Origin of the sequence: Maridesulfovibrio sp. (assembly GCF_963678865.1) — a bacterium.
In the GTDB taxonomy this organism is placed as follows: domain Bacteria; phylum Desulfobacterota; class Desulfovibrionia; order Desulfovibrionales; family Desulfovibrionaceae; genus Maridesulfovibrio.
Genome location: NZ_OY787459.1, coordinates 3,128,483 through 3,151,709 on the forward strand (window position 1 = coordinate 3,128,483; position 23,227 = coordinate 3,151,709).

Annotated in this window: 20 protein-coding genes and 1 pseudogene; 14 read left to right on the top strand and 7 right to left on the bottom strand. The window is 42.6% G+C overall.

The window, feature by feature from the left end; all coding sequences use genetic code 11:
- Positions 1–250 precede the first annotated feature (250 nt).
- The 3 genes from ACKU41_RS14315 to ACKU41_RS14325 all read left to right on the top strand — a co-directional run bounded on the left by ACKU41_RS14315 (position 251) and on the right by ACKU41_RS14325 (position 2,932).
- Positions 251–1,168 (top strand): Fic family protein, encoded by a 918-nt coding sequence (locus ACKU41_RS14315; protein ID WP_321401716.1) that lies wholly within the window; start codon positions 251–253, stop codon positions 1,166–1,168.
- 237 nt (positions 1,169–1,405) lie between these two features.
- On the top strand, positions 1,406–2,446 hold the full coding sequence (locus ACKU41_RS14320) for an IS481 family transposase (RefSeq protein WP_321401718.1): 1,041 nt from the start codon (positions 1,406–1,408) through the stop codon (positions 2,444–2,446).
- 90 nt (positions 2,447–2,536) lie between these two features.
- Entirely contained in the window at positions 2,537–2,932 is a 396-nt protein-coding gene (locus ACKU41_RS14325; RefSeq protein ID WP_319778078.1) for a DUF2391 family protein, read from the top strand.
- 35 nt (positions 2,933–2,967) lie between these two features.
- Here ACKU41_RS14325 and ACKU41_RS14330 read toward each other — a convergent pair whose 3' ends face one another.
- From ACKU41_RS14330 to ACKU41_RS14340, 3 genes are all read right to left on the bottom strand, one after another.
- Positions 2,968–4,149 carry a HAMP domain-containing sensor histidine kinase gene (locus tag ACKU41_RS14330; protein WP_319778079.1) on the bottom strand — a complete coding sequence of 394 codons (1,182 nt, stop codon included), beginning with the start codon at positions 4,147–4,149 and terminating at the stop codon, positions 2,968–2,970.
- Between the two features lie 7 nt (positions 4,150–4,156).
- On the bottom strand, positions 4,157–4,369 hold the full coding sequence (locus ACKU41_RS14335; protein WP_319778080.1) for a hypothetical protein: 213 nt from the start codon (positions 4,367–4,369) through the stop codon (positions 4,157–4,159).
- A gap of 242 nt (positions 4,370–4,611) precedes the next feature.
- Positions 4,612–5,586, bottom strand: coding sequence for a site-specific integrase (locus ACKU41_RS14340; RefSeq protein WP_321401721.1), 975 nt, complete (start codon positions 5,584–5,586; stop codon positions 4,612–4,614).
- Positions 5,587–6,257: 671 nt separating this feature from the next.
- Between ACKU41_RS14340 and ACKU41_RS14345 the strand changes: the two genes are divergently transcribed.
- The 11 genes from ACKU41_RS14345 to ACKU41_RS14395 all read left to right on the top strand — a co-directional run bounded on the left by ACKU41_RS14345 (position 6,258) and on the right by ACKU41_RS14395 (position 18,768).
- Positions 6,258–8,864 (top strand): AAA family ATPase, encoded by a 2,607-nt coding sequence (locus ACKU41_RS14345; RefSeq protein ID WP_321401723.1) that lies wholly within the window; start codon positions 6,258–6,260, stop codon positions 8,862–8,864.
- A gap of 9 nt (positions 8,865–8,873) precedes the next feature.
- Positions 8,874–9,185: a hypothetical protein gene (locus ACKU41_RS14350; protein WP_321401725.1), complete on the top strand. Its 312-nt coding sequence runs from the start codon at positions 8,874–8,876 to the stop codon at positions 9,183–9,185.
- Between the two features lie 84 nt (positions 9,186–9,269).
- The gene (locus ACKU41_RS14355) at positions 9,270–9,671 is read left to right on the top strand and encodes a hypothetical protein (protein ID WP_321401727.1); all 402 of its coding nucleotides are present in this window, start codon (positions 9,270–9,272) and stop codon (positions 9,669–9,671) included.
- Positions 9,672–9,783: 112 nt separating this feature from the next.
- On the top strand, positions 9,784–10,023 hold the full coding sequence (locus ACKU41_RS14360) for a hypothetical protein (protein ID WP_319778086.1): 240 nt from the start codon (positions 9,784–9,786) through the stop codon (positions 10,021–10,023).
- 5 nt (positions 10,024–10,028) lie between these two features.
- Positions 10,029–10,622 carry a bifunctional DNA primase/polymerase gene (locus ACKU41_RS14365; protein WP_321401729.1) on the top strand — a complete coding sequence of 198 codons (594 nt, stop codon included), beginning with the start codon at positions 10,029–10,031 and terminating at the stop codon, positions 10,620–10,622.
- On the top strand, positions 10,546–12,069 hold the full coding sequence (locus ACKU41_RS14370; RefSeq protein WP_321401731.1) for a hypothetical protein: 1,524 nt from the start codon (positions 10,546–10,548) through the stop codon (positions 12,067–12,069). The genes ACKU41_RS14365 and ACKU41_RS14370 overlap by 77 nt, the downstream gene beginning before the upstream one ends.
- Before the next feature lie 266 nt (positions 12,070–12,335).
- Positions 12,336–12,635: a MobC family plasmid mobilization relaxosome protein gene (locus ACKU41_RS14375; protein WP_321401733.1), complete on the top strand. Its 300-nt coding sequence runs from the start codon at positions 12,336–12,338 to the stop codon at positions 12,633–12,635.
- Positions 12,626–14,086: a relaxase/mobilization nuclease domain-containing protein gene (locus tag ACKU41_RS14380; RefSeq protein ID WP_321401736.1), complete on the top strand. Its 1,461-nt coding sequence runs from the start codon at positions 12,626–12,628 to the stop codon at positions 14,084–14,086. Before ACKU41_RS14375 ends, ACKU41_RS14380 begins: the two co-directional genes overlap by 10 nt.
- Before the next feature lie 143 nt (positions 14,087–14,229).
- Positions 14,230–14,499 (top strand): hypothetical protein, encoded by a 270-nt coding sequence (locus ACKU41_RS14385; RefSeq protein WP_321401738.1) that lies wholly within the window; start codon positions 14,230–14,232, stop codon positions 14,497–14,499.
- Positions 14,500–14,560: 61 nt separating this feature from the next.
- Positions 14,561–16,660, top strand: a complete 2,100-nt coding sequence (locus ACKU41_RS14390; RefSeq protein ID WP_321401740.1) for an AAA family ATPase — start codon at positions 14,561–14,563, stop codon at positions 16,658–16,660.
- A complete protein-coding gene (locus ACKU41_RS14395) occupies positions 16,660–18,768 on the top strand; it encodes a UvrD-helicase domain-containing protein (RefSeq protein WP_321401742.1) in 2,109 nt (702 codons plus the stop codon). The genes ACKU41_RS14390 and ACKU41_RS14395 overlap by 1 nt, the downstream gene beginning before the upstream one ends.
- A 28-nt stretch (positions 18,769–18,796) precedes the next feature.
- Here the strand turns inward: ACKU41_RS14395 and ACKU41_RS14400 are convergent, their stop codons facing one another.
- From ACKU41_RS14400 to ACKU41_RS14415, 4 genes and pseudogenes are all read right to left on the bottom strand, one after another.
- Entirely contained in the window at positions 18,797–19,093 is a 297-nt protein-coding gene (locus ACKU41_RS14400; protein ID WP_320174254.1) for a HigA family addiction module antitoxin, read from the bottom strand.
- A pseudogene (locus ACKU41_RS14405) lies at positions 19,093–19,371 on the bottom strand (type II toxin-antitoxin system RelE/ParE family toxin). The gene ACKU41_RS14400 and the pseudogene ACKU41_RS14405 overlap by 1 nt, the downstream one beginning before the upstream one ends.
- Before the next feature lie 58 nt (positions 19,372–19,429).
- Positions 19,430–20,617 (bottom strand): site-specific integrase, encoded by a 1,188-nt coding sequence (locus ACKU41_RS14410; RefSeq protein ID WP_321401745.1) that lies wholly within the window; start codon positions 20,615–20,617, stop codon positions 19,430–19,432.
- Between the two features lie 465 nt (positions 20,618–21,082).
- Positions 21,083–23,227 (bottom strand): HlyD family efflux transporter periplasmic adaptor subunit, encoded by a 2,145-nt coding sequence (locus ACKU41_RS14415; protein WP_321401747.1) that lies wholly within the window; start codon positions 23,225–23,227, stop codon positions 21,083–21,085.

Consider the following 23,227-nt stretch of genomic DNA (forward strand, 5'->3'; position numbering starts at 1 on the left):
AGGAGTAAATAAAGGCCTAAAAAAGCGGAATTAAATTTTACCCCCTCAAGCCACTCCGCAAATCCTCATGCTCAAAATCTGACAGCCTCATATCAACTTCATTCTTGCTGACACCAAGCCGTGAAATATTAATATTGTTTACAATTTAAGACCTTGCTAAACTTCCCCCATGCCAACCTACCACCCACCCCACACAATAACCCCACTCATCGTAAATCTGATAGCCCAGATAAGCGAGGAAGTAGGGCGTTTGACCGTTTTAACCGATAACTCAAAGGAGTTAAGGCTAAGACGTATCAACCGTGTGCGCACAATTCGCGGATCACTGGCTATTGAAGGTAACAACCTTAGCGAAGAACAGATAACAGCGATTCTGGACGGCAAAAGAGTAATAGCTCCGCCTCGTGAGATTCAGGAGGTGCATAACGCCATTGCTGCTTATGATCGGTTCGATGATTGGTCGGTAGAGAGCGAAGCGGATTTGAAAGAAGCGCACAGCGTGCTCATGGCCGGACTGATTGACGAGGTTGGCATGTATCGCCGTTCCGGTGTGGGCGTGATCGCAGGGGAGAGGGTGATTCACATGGCCCCGCCTGCCGATAGAGTCCCGGCACTGATGCAGGATCTATTTTCATGGCTGGGTGCCACTGACGACCATCCTTTGATTGCCAGCTCGGTCTTCCACTACGAATTTGAATTTATCCACCCCTTTGCGGACGGCAACGGTCGTATGGGCCGTTTATGGCAGACTTTGATCCTGAAAGGATGGAATCCACTTTTCGCGGATATCCCGGTGGAAAGTCTGGTTTTCGAACACCAAGAAGAATATTATGACGCTCTCCAGCAGAGCACGAATAAGGCGGACTCGGCACCCTTTATAGAGTTCATGCTCAGGATGATTTTGAATGCCGTTTCATCTGCCACCCCCCAAGTTGACCCCCAAGTTGCCCCCCAAGTTAAAGCATTGATTGAAGTCATTTCTGGCGAAATGAGCCGTGATGAGCTGCAAACGGCTTTGAGCCTTAAAGACCGCAAGTCATTCAGGGAACTTTACCTCAAACCTGCATTGGAAGAAGGGCTTGTTGAAATGACCATTCCCGATAAGCCCAATAGTAGAAATCAGAAGTATCGGTTGACTGAGATGGGGCAACTTGCTGTATATCGCTAATCCGTCTTTTTCTGTGTATTTAGAATCAGGATTAGATTGGTGTGTCTGTTGCCGAGAATGCGGATACAGCATATCTGGTTTTGTGTAGAAAGTTGTTATTGAAGATACGAAATAACAACTTATCTGTATTAGTTCCGACTTGATCTGACATTTCCTCTTGAAACAGAAGAGGTTCTCCTTTTTGATGGGAATACTAAGGAACCATCAAAACAGGGCACCGTGCCCAAGGAGAACCACATGTCCAGTTTCAATCAAAACATCATAAAACACAAGATAGGTCTGCTGAATCTGGCGGAAGAACTCGGTAATGTTTCCAGAGCTTGCAAGCTGATGGGCTTTTCTCGGGACACCTTTTACCGGTATCATTCAGCCAAGGAAGAAGGCGGTGTGGAAGCACTTTTTGATAAGTCCCGTCGTAAACCGAACCTGAAGAATCGGGTAGATCAGGCAATCGAAGACGCAGTTGTTGTTTACGCAACTGACTTTCCTGCTCATGGACAAACAAGAACCAGTAATGAGCTAAGAAAGTTGGGCGTTTTTGTTTCGCCTTCAGGAGTTAGATCCATTTGGCTCCGGCACAATCTCCATAATTTCAAGCTCCGGTTGACTGCGCTGGAGAAGATTTCAGCAGAGCAAGGAGTTGTACTCACCGAGGCGCAGGTTCAGGCCCTTGAGAAGAAAAAGGATGATGATTTGGCCTGCGGTGAAATCGAAACAGCCCATCCTGGCTATCTGGGTAGTCAGGACACCTTCTATGTCGGCACAATCAAAGGCGTTGGGCGGATCTATCAGCAGACTTTTGTGGACACCTATTCCAAGTGGGCAGCCGCAAAGCTCTACACAACCAAAACGCCGATCACTGCAGCCGATATGCTCAACGACAAGGTCCTTCCTTTCTTCGCGGAGAAGGAGATGGGCATTTTGCGCATGTTGACCGATAGGGGAACCGAGTACTGCGGATGCGTTGAGAAACACGATTACGAGCTGTTTCTTGGCGTTTGCGGCATTGAGCACACAAAGGCTAAGGCACGTCATCCGCAAACAAATGGGATTTGCGAACGTTTCCACAAAACAATTCTGGATGAATTTTACAGGGTCACGTTCAGGCGCAAGATCTACACTTCACTGGAAGAATTGCAGGCTGATCTCGATATCTGGATTGATGAATACAACACACAACGATCTCATCAGGGAAAAATGTGTTGCGGTCGAACACCACTGGCAACTATGCTGGATGGAAAAGAACTCTGGAACGACAAGGTTCTGAGTTTAAACTAAACTGACAATTTCGGTCCCATCAAAAAGGCGGACTGTCAGATCAAGTATGAACCACTACAACTTATCCATCGTTAAGACGGAGTCGTTGATATGAAATCGCATTTTAATTTTGAAGATCTGAGCCAGACTTTTGTAGGGGCGTTTGCATTGGCGGTACCGATTTCTTTTTCCGAGGAAGCTTGGAGCATAGCCCCATCTTTACCGTTGCTGAATTTGCTTTTGATTTTTACTTTGTCGGTTTTATTTTTAGCTTTTTTTACTTATGAAAGCGTCTTTCGAGGGAACGTGAAACATAGGATCGGAGCTTTCTTTTTTCGTCTTTTTGTTGCCTATACTATTGCAAGCTTAGTGGTTGCTCTCCTTCTTTTTGCCTTGGATAAGTTTCCGTTAATTTCAGCTCCTGAAGTCGCAATCAAACGTCTGATCGTCATAACTATGCCAGCTTCTATGGGTGCTATTGTCGTAGACAGTTTTGATAAGGAATAAATTAGCCTGCCCTGATAGTGTGTGCTCCTCTTTGCTTAGGCCTTTGGCAGATGGACATATATAGTTGTTATTTCGGGGCTAGAACAGTTTAATTCAATATTTCCATTTTGGGCTTTGACCATCATCATGGCTAAGTATGTTCCCAATCCAGTTCCGAATTCTTTGCCTGATGTAACCATTTTGTTGAAAAAAGTTTTTCTTATGCTTTCTGGAACTGATCCGTAGTTACTAATAGCGATCGAACAATACTTGTTTTTACTGAGAATAACTGAAATAGGCTTTCCTTGAGGAGAAGCTTCCAATGCATTTGTAAGTAGGTTCATGAAGATGCTGTAGAGAAGAAATTTATCTCCAGTTACGGGGAAACTATCACTTTCAGCGCCATCAGCGTCCATACAGGTGATTGAAATTTCATGTTCGTAATTTGAATGGGAACCAGTGATACGTTCGACAACAGTTGTGATTATTTTGAATAGGTTTACAGTCGTAAATTCTTTTTCATAGGTTCCTTCTTCTATCCGATAAAGTGTTAAGCTTGAGTCAAGTATCTCAAGCATTTTTTCCCCACTGTCCCGTATCAGTCGTACAATGATCTTTTGTTTGTCAGTTAAGTTGGGATCAGAAAGAACTGATTCTGGTAATGATGCTGAAGCTATCAAAGCACTTCTGAGATCGTGCTGGATCATTTTCTCTATTAATTCTCTCGCTTCGATTTCTTCATGTAAACGGTCTATTTCGGTTTTGAGTACAGAGATAGATTGATTTGCATCATCCAGATCAGCAATACTTATTGTTAATTCGGCATCTGTGATACGTTGTTTTTTCTTATAACCATCAATCCGATCTATGGCATTTTGAGATTTTGTATCAAATTCTTCAAGACTTAGTTTGAATTTGAGACGTTCAGACTGCATATCTGTGATCACATCATCCTGCTCCAAAATCTTATTTTGGATTTTGGATTTTTCCACATCACTTTTTGAAGTTGCTGTCTTGTTCCATATACCTTTCATTATAGTCGCAATTGATCCGATAAGAATACCAAGGAGTAAGGTTCCCAGAAGTACTAATGCACGTGATATTGGAATAGTCCAGAATAAGAACGCGATCTGAATCTGCTCAGTATTTTGGATGATAAACAATACGAAAAAAAGAATTATCAATATGATGACAGCTAAGTATGACTTTTGTCTGATTTTTGTTAGAAGTTTCATCATCAAAACCTCAGGAAATATCCATTTTTTCTAGATGAGGGGGGTGGGCCTTTTTGGGAGAGTATTTGCCACACCAATCTATTTTTTCTACTCTTGGCCAAATTCCCATGGTGTTATCTGATGTTGGTGAAACTGTTGGAGGCGAGAACCTGCATATTCCGTCTTCCTTATAGTCCCTTTGGCTTGGAAGGTAGTAACGACAATTTTCACATGCTTTATCCATTGAATGATCTCCTTAAAAGTATCGCTGTCGGTAAAGTTGTGTGCTTTTTATGATTCTACCTTTAATCTTATTACTTCTGTAATCTTAGGTCAACCGGCATGCAAAAAATGCTCAGCCCTAATCCCGTTCCTTGTTTTTGAAGATGAGGTTTGAGCCCGTCCTACGAAGTTTGTTTCATTATAATGCCTAATAAAATAGTCTCTAAATTGATCTATGACTAAAATATTAGGCATTAATTTGGGTTAAGCGTGAGTCTTCTTCTGCATCACCCTATACATATCCCCAGCAACCTCACTGGCCCGCTGCATGGCGTCATCCCGTAAGTGGGCATATCTTTGAACCATTGATGGGGTCTTGTGGGTGAGCAATTTTTGCAGAGTATACATATCTACCTGCCCGGAGCTGGCAAGAGTGGAAGCGAATACATGACGTAGTCCGTGCATGGGCCGGAAGTCTTTGGGCAGACCTGCATTATCGCAGATACGGCGAAAGGGGATGCGCATTTCTTTTGTTGGACCGTTCTTTCTGCCGGGAAAAATGTATTCACTTTTTCTGGGCTGTCTTTCTAAAACAGATCTTGCTGAGTTATTTAAAGGTATACGTTGGTCTGTTCCATTTTTAGGATCTCCCAGCGTGATGAAGCCACGGTTTAAATCAATGTCATTCCATCTCAGCTTAAAGATTTCTCCTTTTCTCATGCCTGTGTATAGTGCCATAAGCATCATGTTCGCAGCGGGCTTATTGGGTGAAGTTTCAATGGCTTCCATGAGAGCTGAAAGCTGTCCGGGCGTAAGGTCTTCCGTTTTGATGTTATTTATTTTGGGCATTTCGAAGTAAAGCTTTGCCTGATTGATTGGCTGACACATCCCCCGTTTGGCTCCGAAATTTAAAATGCGTTTAAGCAGGACAAGTCCCTGCTTGACTGTTCCGGGAGCAAGGCCTTTATTCTGTAATTTTCGGCGTAGCCGGTCGATGTCGGTGGTGACTACTTCTTCAGGAATCTTTTTCCCGAAATCCTTGAGCAAGTAGCTCTGCCAGCGGTTACGGTCATCCTTGATACTTTTGTTTTCTTGTTTAGCGTCATAAAATGCTTCCCAGATCCGGGCAACGGTCATTCTGTTGCGCTCCGCCCGAACTTTCTTCCTTCGCTCGTTGTTGGAGTCAATTTTCCCCTCAATGCGCAGCACCCGCAAACGGTTCGCCTTGGCAGGTGTCATCTGATCCTGATGCTGGCGTCCGGCTTTTTCTTCAATGGACTTTCCGTCTTTATAGTAGCGGATGTAATAAATCTTTTCCTATACCCCGGTGACTTGGTTTTTACTATCGATGTAGAACACGCCCTTATATGTTGTCTTGTGTCTTTTTACTGCGGCCATCTGCTTTCCTTTTTGAGCTGATTTGTGGGGAATTATGGGGAAGAATATATGCTCACCACGTACTTAGATACGCAGGGTGGGGGGAAGTCTTATTCCCCATGCTATTCCCCATAAAGGAGGCCAGAATACAATAAATTATGGGGAAATCAAACAAGCTCAGTTAAATAAGGATGTCCTTTTAAATAAAGACCTTGTAGCTGGGTTAAGTCCGGTTAAACAGTTCTATTCAGTACTCAAAATCCGCCGGGTTCACGCCCTTGCGAGTTCGAGTCTCGCTCCCGGTACCAGATAATACAAGGACTTACAGCTTTTGAGTTGTAAGTCCTTTTTTTGTGTCTGGTGTTTTGTACAACTCCTGTACAACTTTTTTTGGGGGTGGAGGGGGATAAATCATAATTATTTTGCTTAGGGGAAATAGGGAGAGCTTATCTTGACAAGCGAGCTTGATTGGGAGTTACATATTTATGTGCTGAATAAATGTGTCGCTTAATGAGCTAACGAAGGAATTTTATATGATCCGTGCTGAATACCAACGATTTATGCAAACCCTTGTCGATAACTCTGTTTCCGATGATGTCCGCAAAATAGCTAATCTCGTATTATTTAATTTAGATACACTGATTCCCCTTTCTACAGCCCGCGGACAACGCATAATAAAGATTGTTGAGTTGGCACAACTGAATTGGGACAGGCTTAGCACTCAAATTCATACTGATCCTGTCCAAGTTGGTGCACAAACCAGTTCCGCATGTGCGTTAAAGAAAATTTCTGTAGGTCCATTTCGTGGATTTGCCCAAACTGAAGAATTTGATCTTTCGAATAAAATTGTCCTCATGTATGGGCCAAACGGAACAGGAAAATCAAGCTTTTGCGAAGCACTTGAATATGGGCTTTTAGGAAGTGTAGCAGAAGCTGATAACAAGAGATTCCGTGATCAAAATAAATATTTGAAAAATGCTTATACCAATAATTTTGAAGCTCCAGAAATTATTGGGGACAACGATACAAAAATTATTGCCAATGAACCTTTGTATCGTTTTTGTTTCGTTGAAAAGAACCGCATAGATAATTTTTCGCGTATTGCTGCTCAGGCTCCGGCGAAACAAGGAGAATTGATTTCTACTTTGTTTGGGATGGATGCCTTCAATTCGTTTGTACGCAATTTTAGCGCAGAGATGGGTAATAATCATATCGATGTCGAAGGATTAAAATCAAAAGAATTGAGCTCGAAGGAGCAGTCTTTAGCGGGGGCGAGAGCACAAAAGAAAGAAGCCGAAGACGCGTTAAAAAGGCTTGCAGGAGAAGAACAAAATTTAGCTAATCAATATCGTGCAGGCTTAACTTTTCCCCAAATGGAGATCGAGATCAATGGTAATGGGGAAAAAGCTGGAGCAATAAGTCTTCTGGAAAATGAGTTAGCGCAACCAGTTAACCTCCAAATGGGATTATCTCTAGCAACACTGCAAAGTTTAGGGAATTCAATTAGGGCTAATGTGTCTGATTTGGCATCAAAGCAACAAATACTTCAAGATGCAAGCGAACAGGTCTCTTTTAAAAATTTATATGAAGCTGTACGGCAAACCCAAAATCTCAACGCTGATATATGCCCAGCATGTAAAACACCGCTCACTAGTACTGTTGTGAATCCATATACTCATGCAAGTAGCGAACTTAAAAAATTGCAACATTTAGCGCAGACGCAAGGGGTTGTCGAAAAATTAAGGCAGGATTTGAATGTTTCTTTGAACGGCGTTTCACACATTATAAATTCATGTTGCACATTTTATTCTGAAAATGTGATTTATGCCTATCGTTTGGCTCCTAACTCTCAAGTGTCAAATGAGTGGTGGAATTCATTGAATCAATCTCTCCCCGAAGGGGGGACTCCATGGCAGCATTTAGAGAGTCAGGTTAAGCAGATTGAAGACAATGACAAAGAAATAGATCAAATTAAGCAAATTCGGGCGAAGAAACAACAAGACCTAAACATTCTTCGGCAGTATAACGGCTTAATAATCAAGATAAAGGCACAACACGATTTTGCTCAGCAAAGAATTGTAAAATCTCAAAAGACTATTGAAAATTTTAACATTGAAAATGCTCAGCTTATATCAGAAGCAAAATCTGAACAGGTAGTAGTTAAAAGAAATATTTCTATTGCAAGTAGTTATGCTGATTTTGTGGTTAGATTGAATGCGTATAAAAATGATTTGCCAATTCGTTTAGTTGCTGATTTAAGTGTCTCAGTCGTTGCATTATATAATGCGTTCAACCGCAATGATGCAGCAAATGAACGATTGGCAGAAGTGTATTTGCCGTTGGCTCAAAATCAACGGTTAGAAATTTCATTTGAGAATGATCCTGCAAAGCGGTTTGATGCCTTACATATATTAAGTGAAGGGCATATTCGGTGTCTCGGTCTTGCCATTTTAATGGCTAAAAATTTAAAAGAAAATTGCTCTCTCTTAATTTTTGATGATCCGGTAAATGCCATTGATGATGATCATAAAGAAGCGATTAGGCGAACTCTTTTTGAAGATGACTTCTTTAATGAGAAGCAAATTATTTTGGCATGTCATGGTGAAGAATTTTTCAAAGATATTCAGAATTTATTGCCAAGGGAGGTTGCTTCGCAAGCAAAATTATTTTCCTTTTTGCCTCGACTTGGAGAACAGCATGTTCGTGTTGATCCTCATTGTAGGCCACGTAATTATATAATTGCAGCAAATGATTGTCTTGATCGGGGTGAGATCCGTAATGCCTTGGCTAAGTCGAGGCAGGCTCTCGAATCGCTCACTAAAGGTAAGGTCTGGAGGTATGTAAATAAATATGGAGATAGTAATCTCTCAATTAAAATGCGTTCAGCAACGTCACCAATTGAGCTCTACAACCTTACTACTCAACTTAAATCAAAAATAGCAAAAAATGATTTTGGCGATAGCAATAAATTCATCGTACTCACGCCTCTCGACACTTTATTAGGTATGAATGGTAATTCTCGTGAATGGAGGTATTTGAATAAGGGGACGCATGATGAAGCAGATCGAGCTGAATTTGATCGTAGCACCGTAATTAAAATTGTTAGTATGATTGAAGCTCTTGATTCAGCTCTTCAGTAAGGAAATCGAATGGATAAAATTTATGACCCAGAATACTACTGGCACAAAAGGTCAACCCACCTAACAATCTACGCAGAAGACATGCTCAAACACGTGAGATCCTACTCGCGTGAAAATAGGCATTTTAAACTTTCACTATCCCTGCTCGAAGACAGAGCACACGGAAGCCTTTTCCTGTTTCCTATGAAGATTGTTGAGCAGATGCTTAAAGCTTCCCCGATCATTGTTTATACAAATCTCGTTGATATCGATTTAAGCCATGTCTCTGTCCCATCTCCGGGCATTCTTAAAGAAGATGAAAATTATTCACCAATCCAATAGCTGCTTAAAATCATAGCCATTTCTAACGATCTTTTAGACGACCTCAATGAAGATAAAAGGATTTCAAGATCATCCCTGCATGAATTGTCAGTCACTGTTGATGACTTTTACAACTGGGCGGTTGAAACTTTTCCACGTTTTGAGGAAGAAGCTGAAGACGAGGCTCCTGTAAAAACGACCGAGAAGAACATTGAGTGGTTCGCTATGCTTTGCGATCATCTTGAAGTGGATGATAAAATTACTGCTCGCAGCTTGTGTAATAAAATTAAAAAAAAGTCTGCCCCCGAAAAGCCAATATACTTTGATATTTATCAGGTAGTTATTTATGAGGACGTTCTTTTTTATTCGATTCTACCCATGACCCCGAAAGAATGGAAAGATTGGTTTGTCGATGCGGAGGCAGACAAAATCGTTTTCAAAACGTTTGAAAATTACCTGTCCAGATACAAAAAGAATCTCCCAACTAATCCCAAAAGCATCAAATAGTATTAATTAACGGCAGTTAACGCAGGGTAAAAAATTCTCCCAATTTTACGCACAGCCATCCCGCCAGTGCTAACCTTCACTCATCTTAACAAATGTTTGGAGGTTAACACTTATGCCAATCAAAGAATCAAAGGAGTCTTCCGGTGCTGATCTGACGATCCTGCACAAAACCCTTCCACCCATCATTGCCCGTAAGGATGTAAAACTTTACCTCGGCGGGCTGATCTCAAGCGGCTATCTTGCAAATCTGGATTCCCAAGGGCGAGGTCCGAAAAGTATCAAAAGCGGCAGACGAGTCGCGTACCTGCGTGAAGATCTGATTTCATGGCTTGAAAACTGGTTGCAGGGGTAGGCTGAATGGCCTCCCTTTTATCCGTATCAACTATGACGCTTGGCGATGCTGCTTTGTTCTATGCAAAGCAGGGTCTTCCCGTCTTCTCATGTTCAGGAAAGCGGCCTTGCGTTTCCGGTGGATTCAAGAGCGCGACTAATGACCTTAATCAAATCACCCAATGGTGGCAGCAATTTCCACAGGCCAATATAGGCAGCCCGACCGGAGCGAACAGTTTTGTTCTGGATATTGATCCACCGCACGGGGAAGAGTCGCTTGCTTTGCTTGAAAGTCAGAACTCACCACTACCCGAAACATTAACCCAGAGAACCGGGAGTGGTGGACGGCATCTATTCTTCATACAGCCTGCTGATGTTGAGATCCGCAACTCTGCCAGCAAGATCGGCAAGGGTCTCGATATCCGCGGAACTGGCGGTTATATCATCCTGCCGCCATCGGTTCATGCTTCGGGTAATTCTTACCAATGGATAAACGAATATTCCCCCGCTGAAGCTCCTGCTTGGCTGGTAGAGCTTATTCTCGATGGCTCAGCGTCCAATTCACAGGCAAACCAACCTGCATGTCCAATCCCTACTGAAGTCAGAGAAAGGACCCCGTAACGATTCTCTAAACAAAGTTGCTTTTCGGGTCGGGAAGGACATTGCTTCAGGGAAGGCGGATGGCGGGAATGTTGAAGCTATTGTCAAAGCAGCGTTGCAAACAGGTCTGGGACCGAAGGAAGTTCAACGGACTCTTCAGAGCGGAGTACAGGCCGGAAAGAAGGTTGTTGAAGAAAGCAACCCATATTCAGGGCTAACCACCTCTGCGTGGCCGATCCCGGACAAAGCGGTTTTTTACGGTTTTGCCGGGGAATTTGCAGAATTTGCGGTGGAGAAGTCTGAAGCCGATCCTATTGCTGTACTTGCAACTTTTCTTTGCCGATTTGGTGTTGAAGTCGGGCAGTCTCCGCACATGTTTGCTGGAGAAAAGCAGTACAGCCGGATAAATGCTGTGCTGGTCGGGCAGAGCTCAAAAGCGCGTAAAGGGACATCGTCTATTCCAATCCGAGAATTGTTCGTCTTCAATGAAAAGGAATGGATTCCGGCACAGACATCCCAAGGACCGCTTTCCAGTGGGGAAGGGCTGATACATGCCATACGTGACCCGGAGCTGAAATATCACGTGGATAAAAGCACCGGAGTTGGTGAGCAGATTACTATGGACCCCGGAGTTGAAGACAAACGTCTTTTTATCCTTGATCAGGAATTTGCAGGGGCTCTGGCTTGTACAAAGCGGGAAGGCAATACTCTTTCAACCATTGTCCGTACCCTGTTTGATGGCGGCACCATCGAGCCGCTGACCAAAACAAGCAAGTTGGTGGCAACAAATCCACATGTTGCCATTACCACCCATATTACTTTGCAAGAGCTGCACGCCCGACTTGATCGGGTTGAGATCTTCAACGGCTTTGCAAACCGTTTCCTATGGCTCTGCGTCCGTAGAACAAAATTGATCCCCTTCCCGGAACCTTTGGACAGTCAGCTGGTGAGAGCGTTTCAAAAGAAGCTTCACTTATTGCTGGAGTCATCGAAAGCATGTTCTCAGATGGATTTTGATCCTGAAGCCAAAAAGGAATGGGGAAACATCTATCCGCTGTTGGCGAAAGAGCGTGCTGACTTGCTCGGTTCGGTGTTGAATCGTTCAGAAGCCTATGTCCGGCGTATTGCGTTGATCTATGCCCTACTTGATGGGAGTGACTGCGTTCGGCTCCCTCATTTGAAAGCGGCTCTTGCTCTTTGGGATTATTGCGAACAGTCAGCGCGATTCATTTTTGCCGGACTAGAGAGTGATTCGACTTGTCAGAAGATTATGGAAGCTTTGGAGGAGTCTGGCGGAAAGCTGGATACTTCCGGTCTGTATAAATTTTTCGGAAATCACATCTCAAAACGAAAGATGACCGTGGCCCTGAATAACCTCCTTGCCAGCAAAAATATTCGAGTTGAAGAGCTGAGACCGCAAGGAGGAGGACGACCACGAAAAATATTTTATTTATGCGAAAAAAGCTAATTTTGCGAATTTACTCGAAGTTCATTGCGAGTATGTTCGCAAAATTCGCACACTTCATATTGAATTAGTAAATTCGCAAAGTTCGCGAAATTCGCAATATAAAATAAAAAAAAGTGGATGTTGCACCTACTGAAGGGCTTCGCTGGTGGAGTGTGCTTATCCTGTTAAGCCAGCCTACCCAATGTCGGACTTTTGCTCCGCAAAAACATTGGGGCTGGTGAGGGAGTTGCTCCGCCTCCCTTCAAACCCTCTGGATTTTGAAAGACATGACTGACGCCAAAAAAACTGAAAAATTATCCATGCGAGTTAGTTCGAAGGACAAAGAGTTAATTCTCGCTATGGCTGCTGAAAGTGGAATGAGCATGGCCGATTTTGTGCGCGTGCGTCTCGGACAGACCAGAGTGCGCCGCAGCAAAATTGAAAGAGAGAAGCTGCTCCATTTGGCTCGCATCGGAAATAATTTGAATCAAATTGCACGCTGGGCAAATACGCACAAGAGCGGCGCGGACGCACTCCTAATTCTTGCCGAGCTGACCTCCATCGAGCAGGAGCTGAAATGTATATGAAGGTATTCGCTCATGGTCAGAGTAATGGTGCTCAGGCCGTGGGGTACGTGATTGACCCGAAACGGAAAGGTCGTGAGGAGTCCCCGCCGCAAGTCCTGCGTGGTGATCCTGAAATGGTCCAACAGGTAATTGGCTCAACAGATCGTAAATGGAAATACACATCCGGTGTGCTGTCTTGGGCTCCTGAAGACAAAGTCAGCCCTGAAGTTGAGCACAAGGTCATGGACGACTTTGAAAAGATAGCTTTTGCAGGAATGGAGTCGGATCAATATTCCATTCTTTGGGTTCGGCATAGCCATGCCGGACATCATGAGTTGCATTTCATCATCCCGCGCACTGAGCTTCACCAAGATAAGGCCATGAATCCATGCCCGCCGGGATGGCAGAAGCAATATGATGTCTGGCGGGATCTTTGGAATGAGCGAATGGAGTGGGCAAGACCGGATGACCCGAAACGGGCGCGAATCTCTCAGCCCGGAAAGGCAATCCAGTTCAACAACAAGAGTAAAGCAGAATTCAAAGAGCAAATAACCAATCATCTTGCCCAAGGCATTATGAAAGGCATTTATCAAAACAGGAATGATTTGATTCAAGCTCTGGAGTCCGCTGGTTTTGCTATCCCGCGCAAAGGTAAAAACTATATAACTCTGGAGTCCCCGCAGGACGGCCAACGCATACGGATGAAGGGAGGTATATATGCAGCATCTTGGCGAGCTGAGCAACAAATTAAAGGAGCAGGTGGATTCTCAATCCAAGGAGATGGAGCGAGCCGTACAGAGCGTATTTCGAGACTTGAGCGAGAGCTTGAAGAAGTGCGCAGCGTCCGAGCTGAATACCATTTCCAAAGATATGGAGGACCGTCTTCAGGAACTCAAGAAAAAGCAATCCAAGATCTCGGCCCACTACTTGAAACAAAGCATTTTGGTGAACTTCGTGTCCGCACTGTTGTTGGTCATAATATCAGTTTGTGTGACCGGATTCTACGGATGGAGAATCAAGGAAAAGCATCTGGAGTTAACAAACATCAACGCGCAAATAGCAATCCAGAAGAAGAAAGAAAGCAAATTTACGAAATGGGGCATCAACGCCTACCAGAACGACAGTCAGAAATATCTGGTCTTCCCCAAAGGGATACAGCTGAAAATTGTCCAGACAAACAACGGCCAGCCAGCCGTTTTACTTACGAGGTAAATCATGAACGAGTTAAGTCGGAGCTTATCGGAGACGCTCAGACGGTTAAGCGAGGAGCAAAGGCAAAAGCTCAAAGATCAGGATCGCAAGATAGCCGAGCAAGGACAAAGGATTTCCGAACTGGAGCAGGAGGTCCAAGGTTGTCAGGATTTGCTAAGCGGATTGGAAGGTGTTTTGAGAGAGTTGGAGGCGTTGTCCGGGCGTTTGCGCGGCGGGCGGTGAAAACGAAACAAGTAAATAACCAGGGGCCAAGTCTTTAACTAAGGTCGTCTATTTTATATATGATCACAAGTTAAGGTTCTGGCTTGCTTTATGCTGAGTCTTGAAATAACAATCTTGGTGTCGTTGGTTAAAGAGAGGTGTGTAAAAGTTTAATATTTTGGTAAGTTAAAAGGGTAGGGAAATGGCATATATTGTTCCTTTGTTGGTTATTGGTGGTTGTGTCGGTGGTATATTTTGGGGAGCGAAAAAAATTTGGGATAGGGATGATTCTGCTGATCGCAAGGCTGCTGAAATTTTGCAAGAAGTACCTCGCCACTTAAAAAAATATGTTGATAATATTTCTGTAGATGAACACGGTGTAAGATTTACTTTTAAAAAAGATACACCTCAAGAAGTCTATGACGAGGTGAAGCGGGAAGCTAAACCCTTAGAGGGTAAGTTGATAAAATAACTTTTTAAAAGAGCATATGTACGTCTGGAGAGTCAAATTAGTCAGTTAAATGAGGTTGGTTATGTATTTAAAAAGCTTGAATATAAAAAAATTTAGAAAATTTGGAGAGGGCGATAATACTATTTACTTTGTCTCTGGAGATAAGTCAGAAAGTTCAAATAATATAGCGGCTGCAACAACATTGATAGTTGGGAGGAATAATGCCGGAAAAACAACTGTTATTAAAGCGATAGATTTTATTTTAAGGGGGACCAATCCTAAAAGTTGCGACATAAATCTAATCTATTTAAAAAAGGTTTATGAAAAATACTCCGAAGCATATGCGGGTGGAACTTTCGAAGATTTAGACGAATATCCAAGTATTGAGTTTTGTATTTCAATTGGTGTTGAAGAAAACTTATCCTCAACAATAATATCCAACCTGTCTGAGCTGATAGATATTTCCTTTGCAACAAATGACTCTGATTCTACTGTAGATTGCAGGATTACATATGAGATTAAAGAACAGGCAGTCTTTAAGGAAAATGTAAAGGTTCTTTTATCTAAAGTTCATAGTACTAAGGGTGAGTTGCATTTTGACCCATTCAAAAAGTTTTTGCTGTTGATTGATCATGCTGAATTTCGAAAAAAATATTGGCGTAAAAATGGAGATATGGTTGATCCCAGTTTTAAGCTTTCTGACTTAATTGATCTAGAGTTCATTTCAGCCAATAAGCCTTTGGATGAGAAAGGCCTATCTTCGATGTTCAATAAGATAATCACAAGGAAATGTAGTCCAAAGATAAAAAGTACAACATTTAATAGTTTAAATGATACAATAGATTCTCTCAATGAAAGTTTGGCAACAGAAATAATACAGCATAAACCTGATGTGAATGGTGTTTTAGGATGTATCGAATCTACAAAGCATCTAGAAGTCGAACTGTCTTCGGATATTAATATTGATAATATTTTAAGTAGACTTGTTAAATATGAATATAACGAAGGTAGAACTTTAATTCCTGAGGGACAGTTTGGCCTTGGATATGCGAATTTGATGCATATTATTGGTCAAGTTATTGATTATGTAGATAAGTGTCCTGACAACAAAATGCAGAGTAAGGTAAATTTGATATGTATTGAAGAACCTGAAGCTTTCATGCATCCTCAAATGCAAGAAAATTTTATAGTAAACATAGATAAAGCTGTTAAGTATTTACTCAATGGATCTAGTAAGAATATCAATAGTCAGCTTGTTGTTACCACTCATTCATCTCATGTCCTTCACAGCAAAATTCACAGTTCAAACTCTTTTGACAATATAAATTACATGTCAACAAAAAGAGGATTTCCAATTGTAGTTCAATTGAATGATAAAAAGCTAGAAGAAGTGCTAAATATAGATGAGTCTAAAGAGGCTTCAAAGCTTCTGTCTTTTTTGAAGAAACACATAAAATATAAAGCTTCAGAGCTATTTTTTGCAGATGCAGCAATACTCATTGAAGGTGTAACGGAAGATGTCTTGTTGCGTTATTACTTGGAGCAATCCCCTATTGGTAAGTATCACATCACAACTTTTCAAATAGATGGGGCTCACGGTTTAGTCTATTATCCTTTAGTGAAGTTATTGCAGCTCCCGACATTGATAATTACTGATTTTGACCTACAGAGAAGTGCTGAAGAGCGAGGTGCAGTGAAGAATGATGGCGAAAAACCCGTATACCTTCAAATAGATAATCTTGCAGGACGACATACAACTAATGCTACAATTAAATTTTTCTTCAAAGGTGATAATCTAGAAGATCTTCCTCCATTTTTGGATGATGATGTAATACGCTGTGTGTTTCAGCGGAATCCAATAGAAGGTTTATATGCCACGAGTTTTGAAGAAGCTTATATTTTAACGAACTTTAACAATGATATTTTTAATAGAGCCTTAAGGTCGGTAAAGCCTAATGTTTATAGTTCTATTGTTGGTAAAGCTGGAGAAGAAGAAGTCGAGAAATTAAAGAATAACTCATATCAATTTCAAAAAAAATTATCGAAGTCCAAAAGTGGGCTTGCTACTGCATTACTTTATGAAATTGTTAATGCTAATGAAGATCCAATTCCCGTTCTACCAGAGTACATTTTGGGCGGTTTTGAGTGGCTTAAAAAACAGTTTGCCCATGGAGATTCATAATGAAATTAAATAGTCCAACTTTATCTGAAAAAGCAATTTATGCAGAAGAAAAAATCCAGCGGCAATTAAGAGACTTTGTTGATCAGAGAGAAAAAGTTCTTTTTGATGCAGGAGCTGGATCAGGTAAAACTTATTCCCTAATTGAATGTTTAAGACATATACTGATAAACTATTCTAAAGAGCTGCATACAAATAATCAAAAGGTTCTGTGTGTTACTTATACGAATGTAGCAGTTGATGAGATAAAAAGACGTTTAGGAAATTCAGATTTAATTTATGTATCTACTATCCATGATTTACTGTGGTCCATCATAGGTAAACATCAAAGTCAGTTGATAGATATACATAAGAAAAAGCTTATCAAAGAAGCCAATGAATTTGAAACACGTTTATCAGGGCAAGATAAAGAATATAAAGTTTTCAAAGATCTTTCGGATTCTTTGCAGGAAGATTTTAGAAAGGATATGTTAGAGAACAGAGATATTTTCTACCAAACTTACAATATGAAGGCAAAAGATGTTCGAGATAATTTTGGTGGAATATTAGCCAGATATCCTAATGTTCTAAAAAACATAGGTAATTTTCGTAAGATTGGAACAGCGATATACAAAATATTTGATTATAATAGTTGTTTGAATTCAATAGATCATGGGGATGATGGTTATTTAAATATTGCATACGACTCGAGACGGAATCGTGATTCATTGCACAGAATGCGTATTAGCCATGACACTGTTTTAGAATATGCTTTTCAAATAATAAGTTCCTATGATGTGCTTAAACAAATTTGTATAGACTGTTATCCATATATTTTGGTTGATGAGTATCAGGATACAGCTCCGGAACTTGTACAGATTTTAAAAATGCTTGACGATTATTCTACTAAAATTGATCACCCGATATTTATCGGATACTTTGGAGATCATGTACAGAATATTTACGATAAAGGGGTTGGGGGGAATATTATAGATTTGCATCCAAGCTTAAATTCAGTGAATAAAGACATTAATCGACGTTCGTTCGTTGAAATAATAAATACGATTAACGAGATAAGACATGATAAAATAAGGCAGTATTCAATATATGAAAATTATTCTGGAGGAAGTGTTAGGTTCTATTACTCTTCTGAAGAAGATAAATTAGGCATTGTTAGAAAGTTTATCAACAAGTATGAAAAAAAATGGTTAGGTGGATCAGATGATAAGATACATTGTTTAGTACTTACGAACAAATTACTTGCAGAATTATCAGGCTTTGAAAAAGTGTACTCAGTGTTTTATGAAAGTAAGTATTACAAAACTGGGCGCAACTATGAGCTGTTGAAAACAGATCTACTGAGTCACCAAAGAGAAAAATTAGGGGATGTTCCTGCCTTATTATTTAAAATATTAGACTTCAGAAAAATAATTTTTGATGAGAAGTCTATTGTGAGTCAGCTAGTCAGTGCAAATGTTGCATCTGCCCTATCGTTTACTGATCTAAAACACGTGGTGCTAGCCTTGCAACAAACTTGCGGTAATTCTCTCTGTGAATACATGTATTCAATGTTTTCTGTTATCGATGATGCCTCAGAAGAGTTAAGGGGGTATATAGTTAAGGTTCTTTCACAGTTTATTGATGTTAATAGTCTCTCTTTCCGTAGTGTATATGATTATATTTTAGGGAAATTAAATCCAGAATTAGATTATGACGATGACAATGAACTAATGGAAGCGAAGGAGCATCTAGATTACCTACTGGAAATAGATATATCTGAATGGGACAAGTGGCATAATTATGTTTCTGGTCTTGGAAGTGCTACCGTGAATTTTCATACTTATCATGGAACAAAGGGTGAGGAGTATGAGAATGTTCTGATTTTCATGGAGAACAGTTTTGGTCGCGAAAAAGAGTACTTTTCATGTTATTTTAAAGATATTGAGGGAAGTGGAATAGACACTGAAGATGAACGCAGGAAATATGAAGCAACTAAAAATTTGCTATATGTTTCATGCTCGCGAGCTGTTAAAAATTTAAGAATTTTGTACCTTGATGATATTGCCCCATTTAAGAATGGGGTAGAGTCTGTGTTTTTAGAAACAACTGAATTTAGTATCCAAGAAGAATAGTTTTAAACAAAGAGCAATAGTGCTTCTCTTACACCACAGCCCCACGCCCCACAGGAGTAACCCCAGACAAATCAACCTGACTGCGGACCTTACCAAGGTCATAGTTAGCCTGCATAGCCAACCAGCTTTCGGGGGTACGTCCGAGGACCTTTGAGAGGCGCAGGGCCATTTCAGGGGAAACCGCGCTCTTGGCGTTCAGGACACGGGCGAGAGTAGAGGGAGCCACGCCGAGCATCATTGCCAGCTTGCGGCAGCTGAGATTGTATTCTTCCATGTATACGGAGCTGATAAGCTCGCCGGGATGTGGGGGATTGTACATAGTCATTAATGATAATCCTCGTAGTTTAATATGTAGGCATTCCCATCGCGAAACTCAAAGGTCAGTCGCCAATTTCCGTTAACGGTTATGGACCAGAGGTCCGCACGGCTTCCTTTGAGCTTGTGCAGCCTGAATCAGGGAAGGTTAATGTCTTCCGCTTCCTGAGCCGTATCAATGACTGAAAGCTGGATTCTTAGCCGCTTGGAATGCTTGGCCTGTATCCCGGCTGTTGAACCGGATCGATAAAATTTTTCCAGACCTTTGTGCTTAAATGTTTTGATCATTGCTCTTCATTTGTGTGTTGCGCACTACGCAACATTTTGTCAAGAAGTGTTGAGGACACTAGTTTTCTAAAACGGCCACCGCAGCTTTCAAATTATCCGGTGCAAGATGGGCATACCGTTCTGTCATAGCCAGAGTGGAATGGCCCATGAGCTTTGCCACGGTATAAAGTGGAGTGCCCCGCTGAACTAACCAGCTTGCGAAAGTATGGCGCAGGGTATGGAAAACAACCTTCTGCCTACGGTCGTCGATACCGACATTTAGACCAAGCTCGTCGACAGCCTCATTGAACAGTCTGGATACCTCATTGAGCTTTTTACCGCGTTGTGCACTGAAGACCGGCTTTTGGTCAGGGTCAATTTGCTTGCGCAGTTCTCGGAGCTCTTTCTTTACCTGTTTGGTCATGAAGGCGTGTCGTGAGAAACCATTCTTGGCGTCACGTATCAGGATCATGTCTTCTGCAAAGTTCAGATCCTTCCATTCAAGATCGATGATTTCGCCCGCTCTAAGGCCGCAGTAAAGGGAAACTAAAGAAACGCAATGCTGCAGGGGATTTCTTTCCAGCAATACACCAAGAAGCTGGTCAGCTTCATCTTCTGACAGGAAACGCGTCCGACGGTTATCCATCTTGGGCATTTTGATTTTTTTGACCGGATTGTCACCTTTGAAAATATCCAGATTCTTGGCGACATTGTATACTTGGCGCACGGTCGCAAGGGCATACTGTATGGAGCGGGGGCTACGTCCCTTTTCAGACATATTGGTTTTGATCTTTTCAAGGTCGGTCGCTGATACACAGGCAAAAGGGCAGTCGCCTATGGCAGGTGAGATCCAGATGCGGTGTAGGCTTTCTTCTCGCTTCCATGATTTGGCCGCTTTGTTGGCTTCTGCTTGCGGTCGATAGAATTGAGCCCAGATTTCATCAAAGGTGATGCTTTTGTCTTTCTCGGCTCTATCGCGTGCTTCCTGCTCTTCGAGTTCAGCGGCGGCCATCTCTTTTTTCTGCTTCAGCGTCTGGGGAAATTTGCCTTGCGTCTGGTTGACCTTAAGCTCACTGAGAACGTTCGCAGCATCTTGAGCTTTAACGCCTTGACTGGCCCAGCCTATGGACTCGGTTTCGGTCTTCCCTTTATACTTGTAAGTGATGGTAAAGTACTTGTCCGGCTGAATGCCGTGCTTGCGGGTTTCGTGTTCCCGGTAACGTACTCCGGGGTACTTCGTTTTGTTCCACTTAGGTCTCGTTGCCATCATTACCTCCAATTCCTGTACAACTCGGGTTCGTTTTTTTGAGGTGAATTGAAATCAGAACCTTTTGTTGGAGATATTCATGGTGATTGGGCCTCGTTTAATTAACTGATTGATTAACATCAGTCTCAAGTGATTCTTCAGTGTGGTGATTTTGGAAACTGGCCGGGAAAAAAATGTTGTTCTCCTGCAATTAATATTGAACATACAAGGAATTTCACGCCGTTTAAAAGGGCAGGATCAGAAAATAGTCGAGCGGGGACGCAGTATTTCGGAGCCGGAAAAGGAAGTTAAGGGGTTCCGGGACTTACAGAGCGAATTGTGGCGCTTGTGCTGGGGGCAGGGGGACTTAGATTGAAACGATTCAAAATGAAAAGTATTCAAAGATAAAGAACTCGTTTTTTCTTTTATTATAAATGCAGATAAGCCAGAGCTGGATTTATTTGTTGAAAGGTTCCGTGTCTCACATCAAAACCCGCTTTCACGCAACAAAAGGTTATATCCACTGCGTAGCCAGCTAAGTAGAAGTGATTTGGGTTTGGTTCTAAGACGTGCGGTTCCGCTCTGCCCGATTAATAATGAGGACTTTGGCTCAGGCTTGATTTCTATTACGTAATAGCTGTCAACCATGTTCATGCGACCTTTCTCATCCGGCGCTACAGGAATTACTCCCTGCGAAAGGGAGGTCAAGGCTATATGTTCCACATTCTCTGAACGGGCCGGGCTGATACGGGTGACTTCTCCGGATACCGGACCTGCAGCCGAGGCAGGGTAGAATTTTGCGAAATCCCCGACATGAATTGAAGATATGTTTTTTTCTTCAACAAAAGCCCGGACAAGAATTTCAGCCTGATTTGCAATGCGTCCCATGGCAACATCCTTACCTACGTAGCTGCCCTTGCGCAGGTTTTCATCCCACCAGAGAACCATGCCATCCATGCGGGCCTTTACACGCTGTTCTTCCAGCTTCTTTTCCAGACCTGCCAATTTGGATTCAGCCTGTTCTATTTCCTCATTCTTTTGCGGTAACAGGGCGCGTGATATAGCATCCAGTTGAAGGTTAGAATGTTCAAGAGTCAAAATTGCCAGCCTGTTACGGGCCTCCGCCAATGCCGTCTCCAGCTCGCGTGAATGGAAGACCGCCAGCACCTGTCCTTTTGATACAAAGTCACCCTTACGAACATTTATGTCCAGTAACTGACCGGCTGAAGGGGCATGCACAACCTGCATCTCACCGGGAACAATTACTGCCGGAGCTTTTAGATCGTGCTTTAAAGGAGCTGCTCCCCAGATTAAGATGGCTGCCAGCAGTGCCAGCAGCGCTAAACCCGTCCAAGTGAAGTGTATTGACTTTCTGCTTTGTATGATACTTTTCATTTCCATTCCAAGAGGCTTAAGTATGAACCACCATATCTCTACGATAAAAAGGAACAGGCCGAGGGTTTTGGTAAATTTGTAATACACGAGCACTGCAATACCTAAATATAATACCAGCCGATAAAGCCATGCATAGACAGAATAGCAGATAAAAGCGCAGAGACGTCTCGTTTTCAGGTTTTTTTCGGGACAGGCATTATCTATCCCCAACAACTTTTTCCGATAAAACCAGCGGGTGGTCGCGAAAGCGCGCGGACGCAAATTATCCACACCCCAGAGGTCCATGAGTATAAAGTAGCCGTCAAAACTCATGGCTGGGTTCAGGTTTACCGTCAGCGTTGAAATAAGCGAGGTGGATGATACAACAAAACAGATGCTGTTGAATACTCCCGGAGGAGATACGGACCAGCCGAACAGGGCCAGACCGGCCATGATTATTTCGGCCTTGATTCCCGCTGTGGCTATTGCGGCTCTCTGCCTGCGGTCGCTAAGCCTCCAGCCATCTGTGACATCACAGAAGGCCACGGGCCACATGACCATAAAGGCAATTCCCATTACAGGCACGCGCACTCCAAAATTCTTGGCCGTATAGGCGTGTGAAAATTCATGGATAGTCTTGATGATTATGATGAACCCGCCGTACCAGATCATCCCGTTCAGGTTGAAAAAATATGGAAAGGTGCTCAGGTAGAGGGCAAAATTACGGAGCATAGCGGAAAGCCCCAGCAGGCCGAAAGTCAGATATAAAATTATGGCCGGTCTGGATACCAACAACCTTGCTATGCCAAGAGTTTCGCTCAGAAATCGGTCCGGGCGCAAAAGGGGGATGCGGATATAGAGATAATTTTTAAGCAACCAGTTAAAAATGCTGAGCCGGGTGGCCTTGTTTCGGGCCATAAGCTTTTCCACGGGCTGAATAAGCGCTGCCGTGGTCAGTCCCGCAAGATTGGCCTGATCGATAAAATTCAGCAGTTCCCGATCCGAAAGGCGGATAGTGCTGGAGTCGGTCAATTTTTTTTGCAGCGAAGCAAGGGTTGCGGGGCGACGCAGCAACTCCAGAATTATAGCCTCGGACCAGCCCACCTTTGAGAAACTGCGCGGCACGGGATCGTAAATGGTATAAGTTGGGGAGCCGTTAAGGGCTGCCGGTCCGGCTACGATCTCCAGATCGGGACGCAGTTGTGGAAGCGGTGCGTTTACATCAATTTTATTATCTCCAGCAGAGGAAAGCTGCAT

What these genes read in the sequence shown, in the direction of transcription:
- ACKU41_RS14365 (WP_321401729.1), top strand. Translation starts at nt 10,029, where the DNA reads ATGGCCTCCCTTTTATCCGTATCAACTATGACGCTTGGCGATGCTGCT.
- ACKU41_RS14400 (WP_320174254.1), bottom strand. Translation starts at nt 19,093, where the DNA reads ATGACTATGTACAATCCCCCACATCCCGGCGAGCTTATCAGCTCCGTA.
- ACKU41_RS14330 (WP_319778079.1), bottom strand. Translation starts at nt 4,149, where the DNA reads ATGATGAAACTTCTAACAAAAATCAGACAAAAGTCATACTTAGCTGTC.
- ACKU41_RS14370 (WP_321401731.1), top strand. Translation starts at nt 10,546, where the DNA reads ATGGCTCAGCGTCCAATTCACAGGCAAACCAACCTGCATGTCCAATCC.
- ACKU41_RS14340 (WP_321401721.1), bottom strand. Translation starts at nt 5,586, where the DNA reads ATGACACCTGCCAAGGCGAACCGTTTGCGGGTGCTGCGCATTGAGGGG.
- ACKU41_RS14395 (WP_321401742.1), top strand. Translation starts at nt 16,660, where the DNA reads ATGAAATTAAATAGTCCAACTTTATCTGAAAAAGCAATTTATGCAGAA.
- ACKU41_RS14320 (WP_321401718.1), top strand. Translation starts at nt 1,406, where the DNA reads ATGTCCAGTTTCAATCAAAACATCATAAAACACAAGATAGGTCTGCTG.
- ACKU41_RS14410 (WP_321401745.1), bottom strand. Translation starts at nt 20,617, where the DNA reads ATGGCAACGAGACCTAAGTGGAACAAAACGAAGTACCCCGGAGTACGT.
- ACKU41_RS14375 (WP_321401733.1), top strand. Translation starts at nt 12,336, where the DNA reads ATGACTGACGCCAAAAAAACTGAAAAATTATCCATGCGAGTTAGTTCG.
- ACKU41_RS14415 (WP_321401747.1), bottom strand. Translation starts at nt 23,227, where the DNA reads ATGCAGCTTTCCTCTGCTGGAGATAATAAAATTGATGTAAACGCACCG.
- ACKU41_RS14345 (WP_321401723.1), top strand. Translation starts at nt 6,258, where the DNA reads ATGATCCGTGCTGAATACCAACGATTTATGCAAACCCTTGTCGATAAC.
- ACKU41_RS14350 (WP_321401725.1), top strand. Translation starts at nt 8,874, where the DNA reads ATGGATAAAATTTATGACCCAGAATACTACTGGCACAAAAGGTCAACC.
- ACKU41_RS14325 (WP_319778078.1), top strand. Translation starts at nt 2,537, where the DNA reads ATGAAATCGCATTTTAATTTTGAAGATCTGAGCCAGACTTTTGTAGGG.
- ACKU41_RS14380 (WP_321401736.1), top strand. Translation starts at nt 12,626, where the DNA reads ATGTATATGAAGGTATTCGCTCATGGTCAGAGTAATGGTGCTCAGGCC.
- ACKU41_RS14385 (WP_321401738.1), top strand. Translation starts at nt 14,230, where the DNA reads ATGGCATATATTGTTCCTTTGTTGGTTATTGGTGGTTGTGTCGGTGGT.
- ACKU41_RS14390 (WP_321401740.1), top strand. Translation starts at nt 14,561, where the DNA reads ATGTATTTAAAAAGCTTGAATATAAAAAAATTTAGAAAATTTGGAGAG.
- ACKU41_RS14335 (WP_319778080.1), bottom strand. Translation starts at nt 4,369, where the DNA reads ATGGATAAAGCATGTGAAAATTGTCGTTACTACCTTCCAAGCCAAAGG.
- ACKU41_RS14360 (WP_319778086.1), top strand. Translation starts at nt 9,784, where the DNA reads ATGCCAATCAAAGAATCAAAGGAGTCTTCCGGTGCTGATCTGACGATC.